This window comes from Rhizobium phaseoli (assembly GCF_003985125.1).
GTDB classification, from domain to species: domain Bacteria; phylum Pseudomonadota; class Alphaproteobacteria; order Rhizobiales; family Rhizobiaceae; genus Rhizobium; species Rhizobium phaseoli.
The window spans coordinates 169,303-185,085 of record NZ_ML133571.1 but is presented as its reverse complement, the minus strand read 5'-3'; the positions used below and the strand labels follow the sequence as shown (position 1 = coordinate 185,085).

General features: G+C 59.4%; 17 protein-coding genes, 5 tRNA genes and 1 pseudogene. 8 read left to right on the top strand and 15 right to left on the bottom strand.

Annotation, left to right across the window (positions count from 1 at the left end; all coding sequences use genetic code 11):
• Window positions 1-35: 35 nt before the first annotated feature.
• A complete protein-coding gene (gene recJ / locus EFD56_RS14415; RefSeq protein ID WP_126905587.1) occupies window positions 36-1,838 on the top strand; it encodes a single-stranded-DNA-specific exonuclease RecJ in 1,803 nt (600 codons plus the stop codon).
• 47 nt (window positions 1,839-1,885) lie between these two features.
• Here recJ and EFD56_RS14410 read toward each other — a convergent pair.
• The 5 genes from EFD56_RS14410 to gloA all read right to left on the bottom strand — a co-directional run bounded on the left by EFD56_RS14410 (window position 1,886) and on the right by gloA (window position 4,368).
• A tRNA-Glu gene (locus EFD56_RS14410) sits at window positions 1,886-1,960 on the bottom strand.
• A 302-nt stretch (window positions 1,961-2,262) separates the two neighbouring features.
• A tRNA-Glu gene (locus EFD56_RS14405) sits at window positions 2,263-2,337 on the bottom strand.
• A 73-nt stretch (window positions 2,338-2,410) separates the two neighbouring features.
• Window positions 2,411-2,485: transfer RNA gene (locus EFD56_RS14400), tRNA-Glu, on the bottom strand.
• 198 nt (window positions 2,486-2,683) lie between these two features.
• Entirely contained in the window at window positions 2,684-3,760 is a 1,077-nt protein-coding gene (locus tag EFD56_RS14395) for a YcbK family protein (RefSeq protein ID WP_126905586.1), read from the bottom strand.
• Between the two features lie 167 nt (window positions 3,761-3,927).
• A complete protein-coding gene (gene gloA, locus EFD56_RS14390; protein ID WP_126905585.1) occupies window positions 3,928-4,368 on the bottom strand; it encodes a lactoylglutathione lyase in 441 nt (146 codons plus the stop codon).
• 194 nt (window positions 4,369-4,562) lie between these two features.
• Here gloA and EFD56_RS14385 point away from each other — a divergent pair, with 194 nt between their 5' ends.
• A complete protein-coding gene (locus tag EFD56_RS14385) occupies window positions 4,563-5,141 on the top strand; it encodes a cold-shock protein (protein ID WP_004675946.1) in 579 nt (192 codons plus the stop codon).
• Window position 5,142: 1 nt separating this feature from the next.
• The gene (locus EFD56_RS14380; RefSeq protein ID WP_126905584.1) at window positions 5,143-5,625 is read left to right on the top strand and encodes a DUF192 domain-containing protein; all 483 of its coding nucleotides are present in this window, start codon (window positions 5,143-5,145) and stop codon (window positions 5,623-5,625) included.
• Between the two features lie 71 nt (window positions 5,626-5,696).
• Here EFD56_RS14380 and EFD56_RS14375 read toward each other — a convergent pair.
• Window positions 5,697-5,773, bottom strand: a tRNA-Pro gene (locus tag EFD56_RS14375).
• Window positions 5,774-6,112: 339 nt separating this feature from the next.
• Complete coding sequence (locus tag EFD56_RS14370) at window positions 6,113-6,349, bottom strand: hypothetical protein (protein WP_126905583.1); 237 nt, start codon at window positions 6,347-6,349, stop codon at window positions 6,113-6,115.
• A 98-nt stretch (window positions 6,350-6,447) separates the two neighbouring features.
• On the opposite strand from EFD56_RS14370, the gene EFD56_RS14365 reads away from it, so the two are divergent.
• The 4 genes from EFD56_RS14365 to EFD56_RS14350 all read left to right on the top strand — a co-directional run bounded on the left by EFD56_RS14365 (window position 6,448) and on the right by EFD56_RS14350 (window position 7,869).
• Window positions 6,448-6,753: an ETC complex I subunit gene (locus tag EFD56_RS14365; protein WP_004675942.1), complete on the top strand. Its 306-nt coding sequence runs from the start codon at window positions 6,448-6,450 to the stop codon at window positions 6,751-6,753.
• A 57-nt stretch (window positions 6,754-6,810) separates the two neighbouring features.
• Window positions 6,811-6,887, top strand: a tRNA-Arg gene (locus EFD56_RS14360).
• A 339-nt stretch (window positions 6,888-7,226) separates the two neighbouring features.
• Window positions 7,227-7,496, top strand: coding sequence for a YjiS-like domain-containing protein (locus EFD56_RS33700; RefSeq protein ID WP_016732930.1), 270 nt, complete (start codon window positions 7,227-7,229; stop codon window positions 7,494-7,496).
• 25 nt (window positions 7,497-7,521) lie between these two features.
• On the top strand, window positions 7,522-7,869 hold the full coding sequence (locus tag EFD56_RS14350; RefSeq protein WP_004675939.1) for a YciI family protein: 348 nt from the start codon (window positions 7,522-7,524) through the stop codon (window positions 7,867-7,869).
• A gap of 4 nt (window positions 7,870-7,873) precedes the next feature.
• On the opposite strand, the pseudogene EFD56_RS33570 reads toward EFD56_RS14350, so the two are convergent.
• The 6 genes and pseudogenes from EFD56_RS33570 to EFD56_RS14315 all read right to left on the bottom strand — a co-directional run.
• Window positions 7,874-7,942: pseudogene (locus tag EFD56_RS33570) on the bottom strand (NIPSNAP family protein); the annotation flags it as partial.
• A gap of 222 nt (window positions 7,943-8,164) precedes the next feature.
• The gene (locus tag EFD56_RS14340; protein WP_126905582.1) at window positions 8,165-10,015 is read right to left on the bottom strand and encodes a M10 family metallopeptidase C-terminal domain-containing protein; all 1,851 of its coding nucleotides are present in this window, start codon (window positions 10,013-10,015) and stop codon (window positions 8,165-8,167) included.
• A gap of 757 nt (window positions 10,016-10,772) precedes the next feature.
• Window positions 10,773-10,958 carry a hypothetical protein gene (locus EFD56_RS14330; RefSeq protein WP_126905581.1) on the bottom strand — a complete coding sequence of 62 codons (186 nt, stop codon included), beginning with the start codon at window positions 10,956-10,958 and terminating at the stop codon, window positions 10,773-10,775.
• Between the two features lie 270 nt (window positions 10,959-11,228).
• Entirely contained in the window at window positions 11,229-11,561 is a 333-nt protein-coding gene (locus tag EFD56_RS14325; RefSeq protein ID WP_016732934.1) for a hypothetical protein, read from the bottom strand.
• 203 nt (window positions 11,562-11,764) lie between these two features.
• Complete coding sequence (locus EFD56_RS14320; protein WP_012483651.1) at window positions 11,765-12,076, bottom strand: hypothetical protein; 312 nt, start codon at window positions 12,074-12,076, stop codon at window positions 11,765-11,767.
• A gap of 149 nt (window positions 12,077-12,225) precedes the next feature.
• Window positions 12,226-12,666, bottom strand: coding sequence for a DUF3597 domain-containing protein (locus EFD56_RS14315; RefSeq protein WP_010015252.1), 441 nt, complete (start codon window positions 12,664-12,666; stop codon window positions 12,226-12,228).
• Window positions 12,667-13,133: 467 nt separating this feature from the next.
• On the opposite strand from EFD56_RS14315, the gene EFD56_RS14310 reads away from it, so the two are divergent.
• Complete coding sequence (locus EFD56_RS14310; protein WP_126905656.1) at window positions 13,134-13,766, top strand: hypothetical protein; 633 nt, start codon at window positions 13,134-13,136, stop codon at window positions 13,764-13,766.
• Between the two features lie 62 nt (window positions 13,767-13,828).
• Here EFD56_RS14310 and EFD56_RS14305 read toward each other — a convergent pair whose 3' ends face one another.
• Window positions 13,829-14,602, bottom strand: coding sequence for an amino acid ABC transporter ATP-binding protein (locus EFD56_RS14305; protein WP_016732937.1), 774 nt, complete (start codon window positions 14,600-14,602; stop codon window positions 13,829-13,831).
• Window positions 14,603-14,628: 26 nt separating this feature from the next.
• Window positions 14,629-15,783, bottom strand: coding sequence for an amino acid ABC transporter permease (locus EFD56_RS14300; protein WP_126905580.1), 1,155 nt, complete (start codon window positions 15,781-15,783; stop codon window positions 14,629-14,631).

Below are 15,783 nucleotides of genomic sequence, written 5' to 3'. Positions count from 1 at the left end.
TGTAGAAAGAACAGATGACATCAGCGGAGTTTGGCATGGCAGATCTCGTCGATCCGGTACAGCGCGCGTTTCTCGGCGTGGAAAAATCCGCGCTCGACAATCGCTGGGTTGCGCGGCTCGATCAGGCCGGCCAGAATCGGGCGCTCGCCATGTCGCAGGTTCACGGGCTGCCGGATCTGATCGCTCGCGTCCTCGCCGGGCGCGGCGTCCCGGTGGACGAGGCGATCGAATTTCTCGATCCGACGATCCGCAGCCTGATGCCCGATCCCCACACGCTGACCGACTGCGAGAAGGCGGCGACCCGCCTCGTGAGCGCGATCGAGCGCGGCGAAAACGTGGCGATCTTCGGCGACTACGACGTCGACGGCGCGGCCTCATCGGCGCTGATGTTCCGCTTTCTCAGCCATTTCGGCGTCAAGGCGAACATCTACATTCCCGATCGGATCTTTGAAGGTTACGGCCCCAATCCGGCGGCGATCAACCAGCTGATCGACAATGGCGCCCGGCTGATCGTCACCGTCGATTGTGGCTCCACCAGTCACGAGGCGCTTGCAGCTGCCGCCGCACGCAATATCGATGTCGTCGTTATCGATCACCACCAGGTGACACATGAGCTGCCGCCCTGCCACGCGCTTGTTAACCCGAACCGCGAGGACGATCTCTCGGGGCAGGGGCATCTGTGCGCGGCCGGCGTCGTCTTCATGGTGCTGGTGGCGACGTTAAGATTACTGCGCGCGGCCGGAAACAAGCGCATCCTGGCCCTCGACCTGTTGCAATGGCTGGACATCGTCGCCCTCGCGACCGTCTGCGATGTCGTGCCGCTGAAGGGGCTCAACCGGGCCTATGTGGTCAAGGGGCTGGTCGCCGCCCGTCACCAGAGCAATGCCGGGCTTGCCGCACTCTTCCGCAAGGCCGGGCTCGCCGGCCCGGTGACACCCTATCATTTCGGCTTCCTGATCGGCCCGCGCATCAATGCTGGCGGACGAATCGGCGATGCCGCACTCGGAAGCCGCCTGTTGACGCTCGACGATGCCGGCGAAGCTGAAATCATCGCCCAGCGCCTCGACGAACTCAATCGCGAGCGCCAGGCCATGGAGGCCATGATGCTGCAGGAGGCGGAAGCCGAAGCGCTGGCCGAATATGGCGACGGCGAGGGCGCCTCCGTCATCGTCACCGCCCACGAGAAATGGCATCCCGGCATCGTCGGGCTGCTCGCGGCACGGCTGAAAGAAAAGTTCAAACGGCCGGCCTTTGCGATCGCCTTCGATCCCTCCGGTCGCGGCACAGGCTCGGGCCGCTCCATCAACGGCTTCGACATGGGCAGAATGGTGCGGGCGGCGGTCGACGAGGGGCTGCTCGTCAAGGGCGGCGGCCACGCCATGGCCGCCGGGCTGACCGTTGAGCGCGCCGATCTCGGCAGGCTCAGAACCTTCTTCACCGAAAAGGCGGCAAGGACGGTCGCGAATCTCGTCGCCAATGAGACGCTGAAGATCGACGGGGCGATCGGCGCCAGCGGTGCCACGCTCGATCTCATTGACCGCCTGGAGGCGGCTGGGCCCTATGGCTCCGGCCACGCCCAGCCGCTCTTTGCCGTGCCGGCGCACCGTGTGCGCGACGCCCGTCTGGTCGGTGAGAAACATGTGAAGGTGACGCTGGAGGCAATGGACGGGACGCGGCTCGATGGAATCGCCTTCCGCGCCGCCGATACGGCGCTCGGCAATCTTCTCGTCAATTCACGCGGCGCCAGCCTGCATGTGGCGGGTACGCTCGGCGCCGATCATTACCAGGGCGCCCGCCGTATCCAGATGCGCGTCTGCGATGCCGCGCCGGCAAAATAGAAGGCCACGCAAAAATGCTGATGACGAGGAATTCGAAATGGGGAAAGTGGCACGCCCTAGGGGAGTCGAACCCCTCTTCCCAGAATGAAAATCTGGTGTCCTAACCGATAGACGAAGGGCGCTTCCTTCGTGGTGGCGCCCTTATAGTCAGCACCTTCAAAAGCCGCAAGCGCCAAGGCGCGAAAAAATCATCGTTTTCGCCGTTTTTTTTGCGGCTGTGGAAAATCGCGGCGAACGGTATGGCGGACCGGAGGAATTCAAGCCTGGCGGATCGTTTGGGCGGCACCACGCGCCGCCGACAGGAGCTCTGCGCGACGCCTTGCCAGACCTGCCGCCTCGAGGACATGCCGGCAGCGGTCGCCTCGTCTATGAATCGGATTTGATGCGGCGCGCGCTCGCCAAAGAGAAGGCTCTAACCCGAATGTGGTACGCCCTAGGGGAGTCGAACCCCTCTTTACAGAATGAGAATCTGTCGTCCTAACCGATAGACGAAGGGCGCAGGCCGGTTTTGTTAAAATAGGCGCGCATACCGACTTCTGCAAGCGGATGCGATAACTTCGATATGGAGATAATGGCACGCCCTAGGGGAGTCGAACCCCTCTTCCCAGAATGAAAATCTGGTGTCCTAACCGATAGACGAAGGGCGCTTCCTTCGTGGTGGCGCCCTTATAGTCAGCACCTTCAAAAGCCGCAAGCGGCAAATTCGATTTTTTTCAAAAAAATGACAGATATTTTCGCGGTGCCAGCATTGGATATTACCACTGCCGAATCAACGGCTTGTATGGCTTGCCGGAAGCGTGGAAAACCAAGCTGACGTTACGGGATGCCATTCCATGCGGGCGATATCAGATCGCTCTGGCGGTCGTCATGGGGGCGCGTTTGCCGCCGCAGCCCCAATTCCAGTCGCGGCTCTTGCCGGTGTCGAGATGGACGGAATCCGTGTGGCAATAGGTGCCGACGCCGCCGCGATCGGGCAAGGAGCGGATATAGGCGGCGATATCCCATTTCGACACGCCGTCGATCTGGATGTCGGCGGCCTCGCAGCTCTTGTGCATCGATTCGTCAGCGCCGCCGACCAGGCGGTTATGTTGTTCGTCGCGGTAGCCCGAGGTGACGATGACGGGTCGGCCGAAATGGTTCTCGACCGTCTTGATCACTTTCAACAGGTCGGGCTTGAAGCAGCCGACCTCGACACGATCGTTCTGGACATGCAGCCCGTTCGGCGCGACACGCGTCATGCCGGGCAGGGCGGCCTTGTGCAGGAGGCCAGACAGGCTGCCGAGCAGGTTCTGCTTCGGCGCGCTGTAGAGCGCATTGGTCGTCGAGGCCGGAATGCCGCTTGTCGCCATCGAGGCGGTTTGAACCGGCGCAGGCTGCATGCCGGCGTTCTCCGAGGATTGCTGCGGCAGCACCGGCGTCTCCGGTTGTGCGGGCACGGCAGGCTGGCTGTAGACGCTGCTTCTTGTCGGTGCCACGCCCTGAGTCGGCGCATAGGCCTGCGGCTGGATGATGGTGGACGTGCTGTTGTTTTGCGGCAGCGGCTGGTGATCGGAAAAGATGCTCATTGCCTGGGCGTTGATCCGTGTCGACTGCATCACCAGTCCGCCGATATTGGCAGGCGCTGCCATTGCCGGATCGGCCGGCGGAACGACGGCATTCGGATTCGCCGCCACGCCTTGGGGCGCGGCCTGGGCGCCGGAGACATTGACGAGCCGGGGATCGGAGTAGACCGAGCGTGGCGCAGATTTCGCGGGCGCTGCCCCGGCAAGCTCGGGCGCTGCGGCCGCTGTTGCCGGAACCACCGGAACCGCGGCGGCTGAATCGAGCGCCTTCTTGTCCGATGCGCAGCCGGACAGCGCCAGCAGCGAGGTGGCGATCAGCAAAGCGCCCGTTGCGGGCATCCGCATCTCATTGTTACGCAAGCAACCAGTCTCCAGTTGATGCAGAAAACGGCCAAAAATCGCCCTTTTCCGCGTCGAGTCGGCTGGAGATTGCCTGCCGGGCCGGATCGCGGCAAGCGCCAAGGCGCCGGCCGGACCCGAAATCGCAAAAGCCGCAAGCTTCGCAAAAGCCTTGCGGCAAAAGCCCTTTACCAGGCGCCGGTATTGCCCATGGACGCCCAGGGTTCGGCGGCTGGAAGCGGGCTTCCCTTCTGCAGGATTTCGATCGAAATGCCGTCGGGGGAGCGCACGAAGGCCATGTTGCCGTCGCGCGGCGGCCGGTTGATGGTGATGCCGTTGTCCATCAGCTTCTGGCAGATCGCATAGATGTCTTCGACCTCATAGGCGAGATGGCCGAAGTTGCGTCCTCCGCCGTAATCCTCTGTATCCCAGTTGTAGGTGAGCTCGAGGCAGGGCGCTTTTTCGCTGCGCGCACGTTCGAGATCGTCGCGGGCAGCCAGGAAAACCAGGGTGAAACGGCCCTTCTCGTTTTCGTGGCGGCGAATCTCCTCCAGCCCGAACAGGGTGGTATAAAAGGCGAGCGAAGCGTCCAGGTCTTTGACGCGAACCATTGTATGAAGATAACGCATTCTATCTACTCCTTTATTGGGGCTGGCCCTGAACGGCAAGCCGTGGTCAGCTTCGGGCAAGTCATCATCATAAAATGTGCAGCTGGGAATAACCGAAAACTAGGACTTGCGCTTATCCGTTACCAAGATGTTAATCTTGATTTCAAGAATCAGTTAACCGTAACAGTGTGACGCGTATTTAGGGGCTGGCGACTATGGCTGATAGGATTTCATCGAACGAATACACCGATCTCGACGAGCTGTCGTCAGAGACGGTCGATCTTGTTGAAATCACCGGTGTCGTCAAGTGGTTCGACGTCGCCAAAGGCTTCGGCTTCATCGTACCGGACAATGGTATGCAGGATGTCCTCCTGCATGTAACCTGCCTGCGCCGCGACGGTTACCAGACGATCCTCGAGGGAACGCGCATCGTTGCCCTGATCCAGCGTCGCGAGCGCGGCTACCAGGCTTTCAAGATCCTTTCGATGGATCAGTCGACCGCGGTTCATCCCTCGCAGCTGCCGCCGGTACGAACCCATGTGCAGGTCACCGCCACGAGCGGGCTTGAGCGTGCGCTGGTCAAGTGGTTCAACCGCACCAAGGGCTTCGGCTTCTTGACGCGCGGCGAGGGCACGGAAGACATCTTCGTGCATATGGAAACGCTTCGCCGTTTCGGCCTGACGGAGCTGCGCCCCGGTCAGGTGGTTCTCGTCCGCTTCGGCGACGGCGAAAAGGGCCTGATGGCCGCAGAAATTCATCCCGATATTCCGAGCCCGGCAAGCCGGTCGCACTGAGATGCGGGGGCTCGTCCTTCATGCGATCAGAAGCGCCATTACGGCGCTTTTTTTCTTGGTCGCCCTACCGGCCCTGGCCGAGGAGCCGATGCGGTTCGACAAGGAGCCGCTGCTCATCCAGACGGCCGCCGGCAAGACGCTGCATTTCACCGTCGAGGTCGCGGTGACCGCCGACCAGCGCGCCCAGGGACTGATGTTCCGCAAGACGATGGCCGATGACGCCGGCATGATTTTCGATTTCGGCGAGCCGCGGCGCGTCGCCATGTGGATGGAAAACACCATCCTGCCGCTCGACATGCTCTTTGCCGACAATGCCGGCACGATCCGCCACATCAAGCAAAACGCAACGCCCTATTCGCGCGACATCATCGATTCGATGAGCCCGGTGAAATACGTCGTCGAACTCAATGCCGGCATTGTCGGCAAATTGGGAATCAAGGTGGGCGACAGGATCATGAGCGCCACGACGACAAAGGCGAAGTGACGGCGCTCAAAGCTCGCGCGCCCGCAGGCTGCGGCGCGGCTATCGGAAATCAAGGATATCAGGGTATTGAATGGTCGGAGTGGAGAGATTCGAACTCCCGACCCTCTGGTCCCAAACCAGATGCGCTACCAGACTGCGCTACACTCCGTGCCGTGATTGGCAGGGGGAATACACGGTTCACTTCGCCCTAGCAACCCATAAATCCAGCTCTACGCGGAGATTTCTCACCGGGCCAGTGGACGCAACACCGAAAATCTCGAAGTGCCGTCAATTCGGCCGCGTGGCGCAATGTGGCGCCGGTAAGGTTCCGCCTTAGCCGCCGTCGAGCAGGCCGATGTATTGGGCATAGCTGATGGCGACATAGAAGAACGCGGTAATGGCGGCTCCTATTACAATGGCATTGAACTCTGCCGAGCGTCTCATCATGCGTGCAAACCCACTGAAGTCGATTGGGCCGTAAACTAGTTCCCGCGGCTGGTTGCGGCAATCAGGTTGCAATCACAACATGAGACAGCCGGTAATATTGCGCAACCGTCTGGAAATCGGTGTATTGGAAGCAGATGGCAGAGGGGGCATGAGTCAAGAACGTCCGCAGCCGCCCGATCTGCCGGTTGCCTTCTATTCCCTGCTGCACTGCCGTCTCGCTAGGGTGGCGATGCCTGTGGTGCTGCTGATCTGCCTTTTTTCTTGAAAAAACGGGGATTCGCGGATAAGCAAAATTCATCTCTTCGCGCCATCCTTGGCGACGAAGCGAGGCCCGGCGACGGGATTGAGACCATGAAAGGCGGGCGCTGTCCCCGCATATTCGGAGATGCCGCAGTCATGCCTGCCAAGATCTATCGTCCTGCTAAGACCGCCATGCAGTCCGGCAAGGCCAAGACCCATCTCTGGGTGCTTGAATTCGATCAGGAATCCCCCCGCAAGATCGATCCGATCATGGGCTACACCTCCTCGGGCGATATGCGCCAGCAGGTAAAACTCACCTTTGAAACGCAGGCGCTTGCCGAGGCCTATGCCCAGCGCAACGGCATCGAATATCGCGTCATCGCGCCGAAGGAGCCGGCGCGCCAGGTCGTGGCCTATCCCGACAATTTCCGCTATACCCGCACGCAGCCCTGGACGCATTGAGATTTCTCGTCCACATATGCCGCATCCGGTCGCGCTTCGTAAACGCGGCCGCCGGACGGCCCCTTAGCTCAGCTGGATAGAGCACCTGCCTTCTAAGCAGGTTGTCGCAGGTTCGATTCCTGCAGGGGTCGCCATCAATTCTCTAAGTTTCTGTTTTCGGAAAGCCATGACAGCTTGAGATACGGGCCGGGATTGCCGGCCGGCGATCGACCTTCATCGACCCACGTCTTTTTCCCAGTCCCACTGTTGCAGCCCTCGCCAGCTTCGTCCAGGCGCTGCCCTGGAGCAGCGGTTCGTCTTGCGATGGCCGACCTCGGCGCGCTCCGCTGGCAAGAGCAATCGCGATTCTCTCGGCAGCAAGCGGCATGACCTCGCTCCCGCACGCATCAATCTCCTGAAACTAGCGTGTCGATCTCGACTGATCCTGTTCGATTAAGACGGAGCGCCTTGAGCCAGTCAAAGGAGAGGCAAGTATGGCTGCCACTAAGCATTCCGAAGCCGAACTACAGTTGCTGCACCTCAGTATCGTAGGCACTTTGCAAGCCGTTCGGATGCTGCTGAAGCATCAGCGAAGGTGCCGCCGAAGCTTGAGCGAGCTCTCGCGGTTTGACTCTCGCCTTCTCCGTGACATCGGCTTGGAGCCTCCCACAGATCTCCGGAAAGATCGGAGAGCGGCAAGCAACTCTCACCATAAGCTGAACTGGCAGCATTTTTATCGAATCGCGGCGTTCAACTGCGACTAACATCGACAGCACCATGGAGGAATCGATGCGCTACCTTTGTCTCTTCTACATCGATCAAACACTTGTTGATGCCGCCAGCAAGGAGGAATGGGCCGAGATCGACCGGGAGTCCTTAGCTTCCAATGAAGAACTCCAACGTTCAGGCCACTATCTCGCCTCCAACGCTCTTGCCGACCCAAAGACCGCAAAGACATTGCGCGTTCGCGCCGGCAAGGCGAGTTGGACCGACGGGCCCTTTGCAGAGACCAAGGAGCATTTGGGTGGCTTCCTGCTCATCGAAGCGAAGAACCTTGCGGAGGCAATGGAGATCGCGGAGCGGGACTCGCTCGCTCGGATGGGGGCGATCGAAGTTCGCGAGACCGCCGGCTTTTAGATTAGAACTCGGCCCATTTATGCTCGCGCTCCGCCAGCGACGGCCATTCGGAGGTCAGATCGTTGCTGGAAGAGAGATGGACGGCGACCGCTGTCGCCCGCGCAAAGCGGCACCGGAAGGCCAGCTGACACTCGTCGAAAAAATGAAGCGCGTGGATGGGATCGTCGCTCGGGCGACGCCCTCGCAGCATACTCATCCACGCGCTTAAGTTTAGCGCCATGCGGCGGTTTTTGGCTCCGCCGTATTGTTGGCACGATCGTTGTGGCGATCGGTTGACCGCCACAACGGGTATTGGTTACAGGAGAAAATCACCTGCGCCCAGCTGGACGTGGCCCTGCAGCTGAATCTCGAAGTCATGAACACCGTCGCCGTTCAAATCGGCCTGGATAACGGTATGGTCGTCCTCGTAGTGCCACGCGAGCGCGCCAGCCTTCTTGTCGAACAGGGCATTCTCCTGCGCCTGGAAATGGAAGGCTGCATCGCCCTGCGCAGAGCCATTCGCATCGATTGCCGAGAGGTCGATCTTATCGACGCCATGCTGGAAGTCGGTGATGACGTCGCGGCTCCAGCCGGACCCCGTCTCCGTCGGTGCCTTGAAGCTAAAGGTATCCGAGCTGGTGCCACCGGTCATGATGTCCTTTCCGACACCACCGATGAGGACGTCCGAGCCGGCGCCGCCCTTCAACACGTCATTGCCGCCGAGACCCTTGTAGGTTTCGTTACCGCCGTTGGACTGACCGGTGTGTGGCAGGTAGTCGTTACCCTCGGTGCCGGTATATACCTTCGTCGATGTGGTCGGCGTCGTCGGTGCGGTTGGAGCTGTCGGCGCTGTCGGCGCTGTCGGCGCGGTTGGAGCTGTCGGCGCGGTTGGAGCTGTCGGCGTGGTGGGAGCTGTCGGTTCCGTCGGCGTGGTTGGCGCTACCGGCTGTGTCGGCGTGGTTGGGGTCGATGGTGCCGAGCCGGAGCCCGATTCATAGGCACCCATATCGACAGTTCCAACGACGCGAGCGTCGCCGTCCAGATCGACCGAGCTGATGCCGTACTTGGTGGTTCCGCTGTCGATTGCCCCCGAGCCGGAGCCGAGGTGGAAGTCGCCGCTCGATGCACCGACGAAATGCGGGTCGACGCCGAGCTTGTTGCCGTCCGCCGTGCTCGGCATAGCGTTGCCGCCATCGGTCTTGACCGATGCCTGGCCGGCCGTGCCGTTGAAGGTCATGTTGTTGGCCCAGACGACGTTCTTGTTGCTGTAGCCGCCGTACGACGTGTTATCGACTGCAGTGTTGTTATTGTTCACCGACGGGTCGGCTACGGCAACGTTGTTGACCCAGGTGTTGTTGCTCGACTGCGCGTTGCTGAGCTCGCCGCGCCAGGTGCCGTCGTTCAGCGGGTCCTGATTGTTGTGGTATGCGGTGTTGTTTTGCACCGTGACGGAGTCGCTCCAGGTAACCTGGATGCCTTTGCTGCCGTTCTCATAGACGAGGTTGTTGTCGACCAGGGTCTTAAACGTGTAGTTCGGATGACCGCTCGTCTGCGTGCTCTGGAAGTCGTCGATGATGATGCCGTTGCCATCGGTGTGCGCACCCGTCTTCGTGACGTTGTCGTGCGAGATGTTGTTCCGGATGATGTTGCGGAAGCTGCCATCGTCCGGCGCCCCGGTGATATTCCGGTTCTGATAGAGAGAGATGCCTGAAAACCAGCCGGCACTCGCATTTTTGTAAGTCTCGTTCCCTTCGATCGTGATGAAGTCGGATCCGGCGAAGGCGATGCCGGACGCACCGTTGTCGTGGGATACGTTGTTGGAGATCTTCACATGGTGGACGCCATCACCAACAATACCGTGCGAATCGCTCCCGTAGACCTCGAAGCCCTGGACCGCCACATAGTTAGCAGTGATGTTGATACCATTTGCGCCGCCCGATGCCGAGTGTATCACCGCTCCACCCGGTACCTCCGACCGCAAGGTAATGTAGCCGGCGGCGGAACCATCCTTGTACATGTTCACCGACTCGTTATAGACGCCCGCGCGCACCACGACCTCGTCGCCTGGCTTAAGGTCCGCCGCCATCGCCTGATTGATCGTGCTAAAGGGAGAAGTGGCACTGCCGTTACCGCCGCTGCTGCTCGCCGATACGTAGTATGTTGTCATGTCTTGTTCCTCAACCGTTGCCAGTTAATATTTTTAGTTAATCCTTCGTTACGGCGACGGGTTATAAGGCGACGTGTTGGAGGGCGCAACAGTAGTGCTTTAGTAAGTGCTTGAGAACAATAGCCATATTGCTGCCACAATATCAAAATCGATCCTTTATTACATTTTGAAATATTTGCTGAATTTCGAGTCGCCCAAATTGGGACAATATATATATCTCGCACGCCGCGAAATATTCTTTCTACAACTATAGGGATATTGGTCCATTGAAAATATTATGAAAAATTGGTGGGCGAGACTGTCTTCCTCCCACGAAAGGCAGAATCGACATTTTTTTCAGAATCTAGCTATTTTGGGCTGTTTCGGCCTAAAAAGTGATACTAATTGCGCTGGTGAGGAGAGGGAGGACCGCCGAATCACCCGTACCTCGAACGCCAAAATAAGCCCCGATCAAAGGCATGGGCGACAAGGCAATGCTCTCATTTGGCGAGCCCGATACTGCGATCGAGCTACTCGGAACCCTGCTGCAGGCATGCCGCAAAGAGCCGCGTCAACCACTCACGCAAGCGGGGCCGGACCACGGCCCAGTTATCCGCAAAGCAGCCGATCTCTTCGGATCGACCATGAACATGCAGCACTCGCAGTGCTCGGATCACCCCGGTCAATTGCTCGCCGCCCAAACCCGTTGCCGACTGATGTGCAGGAGAAACGCCGGGACAGGCTATGGATTAGGCCAAAGTCGAGAAGCAAGGATTCCTCACCGTGACGTTCCGTTCTGGGCGGCCTGCTGACGACGGACTAACTGCCGCAGCGGTCCCTTGAAGCCGTCCAGCTGCAGGTCCAAAATATCTTCGAAGGCGAAAGTGACGACTGCATGCTTGTCAAGGATGCGGTATCCTTCTTGATCAACATCATCGGTGCCAATCCAGCCGTGAATCGTCAACTTGCTGACCCCAGTGCGGTTGAGCGAGAGACTCGATATTTCCGCGTCATGAAAGGTCGGCTTCTGGCCGAACCACGCCAGCAGTTCCGGACCTCCTGCTATTTCTCGTAAGTCATCTCACCTCACACTTCAGATTGGTGATGCCATCTCAGATGAGACGGCAATCGGCTACGAGTGCACGATGCCCGTCGCTTTCTGGGCGACGGCATTGCTCCGGACGAGTTGTCGGCGGCTCGCGACCTCGAGGCCGCAAGCGCCGCGCGATCTCGTTTAGCGACCTTGGAAAATTTTGATTGTTTTGGAAGTGAGTCGTTGGCCTTTGATGTCAACGACGTCGTCGTAGGTGGCGCGACCGGAAACGACCGCCGCGATAAAACGATCGCAACCAACGCGCACAGCGTCTTTGTCCGATGTGTTTGTCAAAAGACCGAGGTTGCGAGTGGACTTTCCATCGAAGCCCCTCACGCAATCTTTAACTGCTTCATTTTTTGCTCTTGAGCTGCCCTGCAGCAATGTGACGTATGCATCATAGTCCTGGCGCGTCGGCACGCAGGCAGTCAGAAGTCCCATGGCAATGAATATCGTTATGGTACGAACGCGCATTATTATTCTATTCCCTAATTGCCTAATGATCGGCGTCCGATGTTTATTTCGATTCGTGTGACGCCAGAAAGACCTCGCGCGAAATCACAAGGATTTCCCCAGAGGTAGAAGCAATATGATTATTGCGGATCGCCGCAGCTACGGCCGGAATTTCGGAATCGTTATTGTGATCGCATGCCAGCCGTCGCCAGCTTGAGCTCATCTCAGCGATCAAGGAAATGATCGAAGTAAACCTTGGGAATGGGGTAGGCGTAGACGCCTCGGTCGACGAAGCCGTGTCTGTAGAGGCAGCTTCTGAGCGCCGCGTTGTAATGCAGGCTTTGCGGATCCGGCGAGCCGCGCTGCCATGAGCCGGCCTCCGGTACGCACCAGCGCAGGGCTTTGTCGTATCGAGCTAGGAGGACGGGGTCGGTATCGACCAGAACACCGCTGTAGGATCGATAGTTTGTAGGAGATTCTGCGGCCGCAATACAGCCCAAGCTAAGTGCAACGCCAACGACTGCCATCAATCTCATTGGATTTAGTTCTCCCCTGATCGATCATTGAAGTATTCCGTTGGGAGGTTATTGGTTTCAACGCCCGCGGGCAAGAGGCAGGCACTGCCAGGACGTGGCCGGATGACGACCGCCGCGGCGTGGCGGCTGTCGTCCGTTATCTTGGTGGATCAATCCAGGAGATCGGCCGGCACCTTGCCGCCATTTTCCGACAGCCTTTTCATCAGCGCCTTGTGCAGCCACATATTCATCTTCGCGGAATCGCCGCTATCGCCGGTATAGCCGAGTTCGGCGGCGAGCTCCTTGCGCTCAGCCAGGCTCGCATCCATCCCGACGGCTTTCATCAGGTCGACGATCGAGTGCCGCCAATCGAGTTTCTGGCCGCTTTTCTTCGCAGCCGCGTCGAGGATAGGGACGATATCGACGGTTGCTGCCGCCGGTGCTGGAGCCGCCTTGCTCTGCGTTGGAGAAGCCGTCGGCGCCTGGCTGGGCGCAGGCGACGGCGAGACGGGAGCCTGGACCGACGCTGCCTTTGGCGCATTGACGGCAGCGGGTTCGGCAGCTTTGGCTTCTCCGAAGATTGCATGTTTGATTTTGTCGAAAATTCCCATTCCTGACCTCCGGCCTCGTAAAATAGAACATGCTGAACATGGAGTTCCTGCAAGGCATATCCAGAAGCGCGGAAGGTTATTTTTGCCGCCTCAATGGAGGCAGCAAAGATCGACATAACCGCAGCCAACGTGAGCGACCGGGCTTCCGCCTTATTGGAAACGATCCTTGGGCCAATCCTTAAAACTTTCGCCACGGCCGTTATACAGGCCGGAATTTGCCTCGGACGTCTGCTTTTGGCACAGTCGTTTCCGTACCGCTTGCTTGGCGATAACCACAATTGGTTATTGTCGCCCTTCGCGCCGGTTCAGGAGGCGCCGACGGGAAACATTAGCGACCCCTTCACGTTGGCTTGGCATGGGCGTCCTGGAGAGCAGGCGTCCGATCGATCGAAGGTACGCGCGTTCCTCGATTTCGGCTGTCGGACTTCGTTGTTCGGCACATGGAACGGAGGAAGATCATGACTGATATGTACTTTAGACTGCCAGCCGCCCTGCTTGCGTCGGTCTGCGCGGCCCTTGCCATGCCGGCAGGTCAGGCACATGCGCTCGACATTGGCGTGTCTGTGAACGCGGGGAATACCGCCAGCGCCGATGTCGGGGCTTCCCTCGGCGGCGGAAACGGTGTTGATGCACCGGCCGATGCGTCCATTGACAACTCGAGCATCAATGCGGATGCGAGCGCCAGCGCTGGCGGCGGTCGCGGTATCGATGCCGACGTCAATGCTGCAATCGGCGGCAGCGACGGTCTTGGGACGAGCACCAAAGCCTCGCTCGGCGGCGGTCGCGGCGTCAACGCTGCTATCAACGCACGGACCGGCGGCTCCAACGGCATCGATGCCAAAGCCGCGGCTTCGGTTGGCGGCGGAAGCTTCAACAACACTAATTTTGCCATCGGCGGCGTGAACCGTAGAGAGGGGGCGACCGCTGCGTCTGATGATGCGGCCGACGCTGCCGAGGCCCGCACGCTGGATGCCTTCCGCGCCATGCCTGCCGACCAGCGGCGCAAGATGCTCATCCGTTGCGTCGATATCTCCTCTGGCAGCTCTGATTCAGGTCTTGCCGGTCTCTGCAGCCTCTTGCAGGCGTCGGCCTCCCGTTGAACGTCAAAGACCCGCCGAACCTGGAGGCGCGGCGGGTCTTTCAGAAAGCTTCAGCGCGAGACTTAATGTAGGATCTGGCTGAGGAACAGCTTGGTGCGTTCATGCTGCGGATTGTCGAAGAACTCGGCCGGCGAATTCTGTTCGACGATCTGGCCCTGGTCCATGAAGATGACGCGGTTGGCGACCTGGCGGGCAAAGCCCATCTCATGGGTGACGCAGAGCATGGTCATGCCTTCCTCGGCAAGACCGACCATGGTGTCGAGCACTTCCTTGATCATTTCAGGATCGAGCGCCGAAGTCGGCTCGTCGAACAGCATGATCTTCGGGTTCATGCACAGCGATCGCGCGATCGCCACGCGCTGCTGCTGGCCGCCGGAAAGCTGACCCGGATATTTGTTGGCCTGTTCCGGGATCTTGACGCGCTTCAGGAAGTGCATGGCGATCTCTTCCGCCTGCCTCTTCGGCATCTTGCGCACCCAGATCGGCGCCAGCGTGCAGTTTTCCAGGATCGTCAGATGCGGGAAGAGGTTGAAGTGCTGGAACACCATGCCGACTTCGCGCCTGACTTCATCGATCTTCTTGAGATCGTTGGTGAGTTCGGTGCCATCGACGATGATCTGGCCCTTCTGATGCTCTTCCAGCCGGTTGATGCAGCGGATCATTGTCGATTTGCCGGAGCCCGACGGGCCGGCGATGACGATGCGCTCGCCGCGCATGACCTTCAGGTTGATGTCGCGCAGCACGTGGAAATCGCCGTACCACTTGTTCATGTTGATGATCTCGACCGCCACTTCCGTTGCGGAAACGGTGAGCTTTTTTGCTGGGGCTTCAGCCATGACTATTTTCCCTCATTCTTATCGTTCTAGCGTTTTTGTCGTTTGTGGCCGGTATCGAGATGACGTTCCATGAATGCTGAATAGCGCGACATGCCGAAGCAGAAAAGCCAGAAGGAGAAGCCGGCGAATATCAGCCCCGTTAACGGCGTTACTGCGGTGGCCCAATTCGGATCGACGAAGTTGAGGCGAACAATGCCGAGAAGGTCAAACATGCTGATGATCGAAACCAGCGAAGTGTCCTTGAACATGCCGATGAAGGTATTGACGATGCCGGGGATTACCAGCTTGATTGCCTGCGGCATGATGATCAACCGCATCTTCTGCCAATAGCCGAGCCCAAGTGAATCCGCCCCCTCGAACTGGCCCTTGGGGATGGCCTGCAGGCCGCCGCGTATGACTTCCGCCATATAGGCGGAGGCGAAGATCGATACACCGATGATCGCGCGCAGGAGCTTGTCCACCGTCCAGCCGGCCGGCAGGAACAGCGGCAGCATGACGCTCGCCATAAACAGCACCGTAATCAGCGGCACGCCGCGGACGACTTCGATGAAGACGATGCAGACCGTGCGGATAACAGGCATCTGCGAGCGCCTTCCGAGCGCCAGGATGATACCCAGCGGAAAGGAGACGGCAATGCCGACGAAGGAGAGCACCAGCGTCACCAGCAGTCCGCCCCAGAGTGGGGTCTCGACGATTTCCAGGCCATATCCGCCGTAAAGCAGAAAGAAGGAAACAATCGGCAGCGCACCGAAGAGCAGGAGAGCGTTAACGCCCTTGCGGGGTGCTGAAGGGATCAGCATCGGCACCAGCAGGAGTACGAAAAGAATGCCAACCAGGGTCGGGCGCCAGCGCTCGTCGAGTGGATAGCGTCCGTAAATAAACTGGTCGAATTTGGCATTGACGAAGGCCCAGCATGCACCGCTCCAGCCATCCGGTTGGATGCCGCCTTGCACGGCGGTGGCGCAGAAGGTGCGGTCCGGGCCTCTCCAAACCGCCTGCACGAAGAGCCAATCGACCGCGTGCAGGAGGGCCCAGGCGATAAAGACGACCGCCAGGGTGGTAAGGACCATGTCCTTTGGCGTCGCAAGCAGGTTGCGGCGAACCCACGCAACCATGCCTTTCTCTCCTGCGGGCGGTGGCTCCGGCGCCAGTATGGCGGTTCTGACGAAACTGTTGCTCAT

Bases quoted from the DNA above. Each gene is read 5' to 3' on its own strand.
- recJ (WP_126905587.1), top strand. From the start codon at position 36: ATGGCAGATCTCGTCGATCCGGTACAGCGCGCGTTTCTCGGCGTGGAA.
- gloA (WP_126905585.1), bottom strand. From the start codon at position 4,368: ATGCGTTATCTTCATACAATGGTTCGCGTCAAAGACCTGGACGCTTCG.
- EFD56_RS14385 (WP_004675946.1), top strand. From the start codon at position 4,563: ATGGCTGATAGGATTTCATCGAACGAATACACCGATCTCGACGAGCTG.
- EFD56_RS14380 (WP_126905584.1), top strand. From the start codon at position 5,143: ATGCGGGGGCTCGTCCTTCATGCGATCAGAAGCGCCATTACGGCGCTT.
- EFD56_RS14370 (WP_126905583.1), bottom strand. From the start codon at position 6,349: ATGAATTTTGCTTATCCGCGAATCCCCGTTTTTTCAAGAAAAAAGGCA.
- EFD56_RS14365 (WP_004675942.1), top strand. From the start codon at position 6,448: ATGCCTGCCAAGATCTATCGTCCTGCTAAGACCGCCATGCAGTCCGGC.
- EFD56_RS33700 (WP_016732930.1), top strand. From the start codon at position 7,227: ATGGCTGCCACTAAGCATTCCGAAGCCGAACTACAGTTGCTGCACCTC.
- EFD56_RS14350 (WP_004675939.1), top strand. From the start codon at position 7,522: ATGCGCTACCTTTGTCTCTTCTACATCGATCAAACACTTGTTGATGCC.
- EFD56_RS14340 (WP_126905582.1), bottom strand. From the start codon at position 10,015: ATGACAACATACTACGTATCGGCGAGCAGCAGCGGCGGTAACGGCAGT.
- EFD56_RS14325 (WP_016732934.1), bottom strand. From the start codon at position 11,561: ATGCGCGTTCGTACCATAACGATATTCATTGCCATGGGACTTCTGACT.
- EFD56_RS14320 (WP_012483651.1), bottom strand. From the start codon at position 12,076: ATGAGATTGATGGCAGTCGTTGGCGTTGCACTTAGCTTGGGCTGTATT.
- EFD56_RS14315 (WP_010015252.1), bottom strand. From the start codon at position 12,666: ATGGGAATTTTCGACAAAATCAAACATGCAATCTTCGGAGAAGCCAAA.
- EFD56_RS14310 (WP_126905656.1), top strand. From the start codon at position 13,134: ATGTACTTTAGACTGCCAGCCGCCCTGCTTGCGTCGGTCTGCGCGGCC.
- EFD56_RS14305 (WP_016732937.1), bottom strand. From the start codon at position 14,602: ATGGCTGAAGCCCCAGCAAAAAAGCTCACCGTTTCCGCAACGGAAGTG.
- EFD56_RS14300 (WP_126905580.1), bottom strand. From the start codon at position 15,783: ATGAGCAACAGTTTCGTCAGAACCGCCATACTGGCGCCGGAGCCACCG.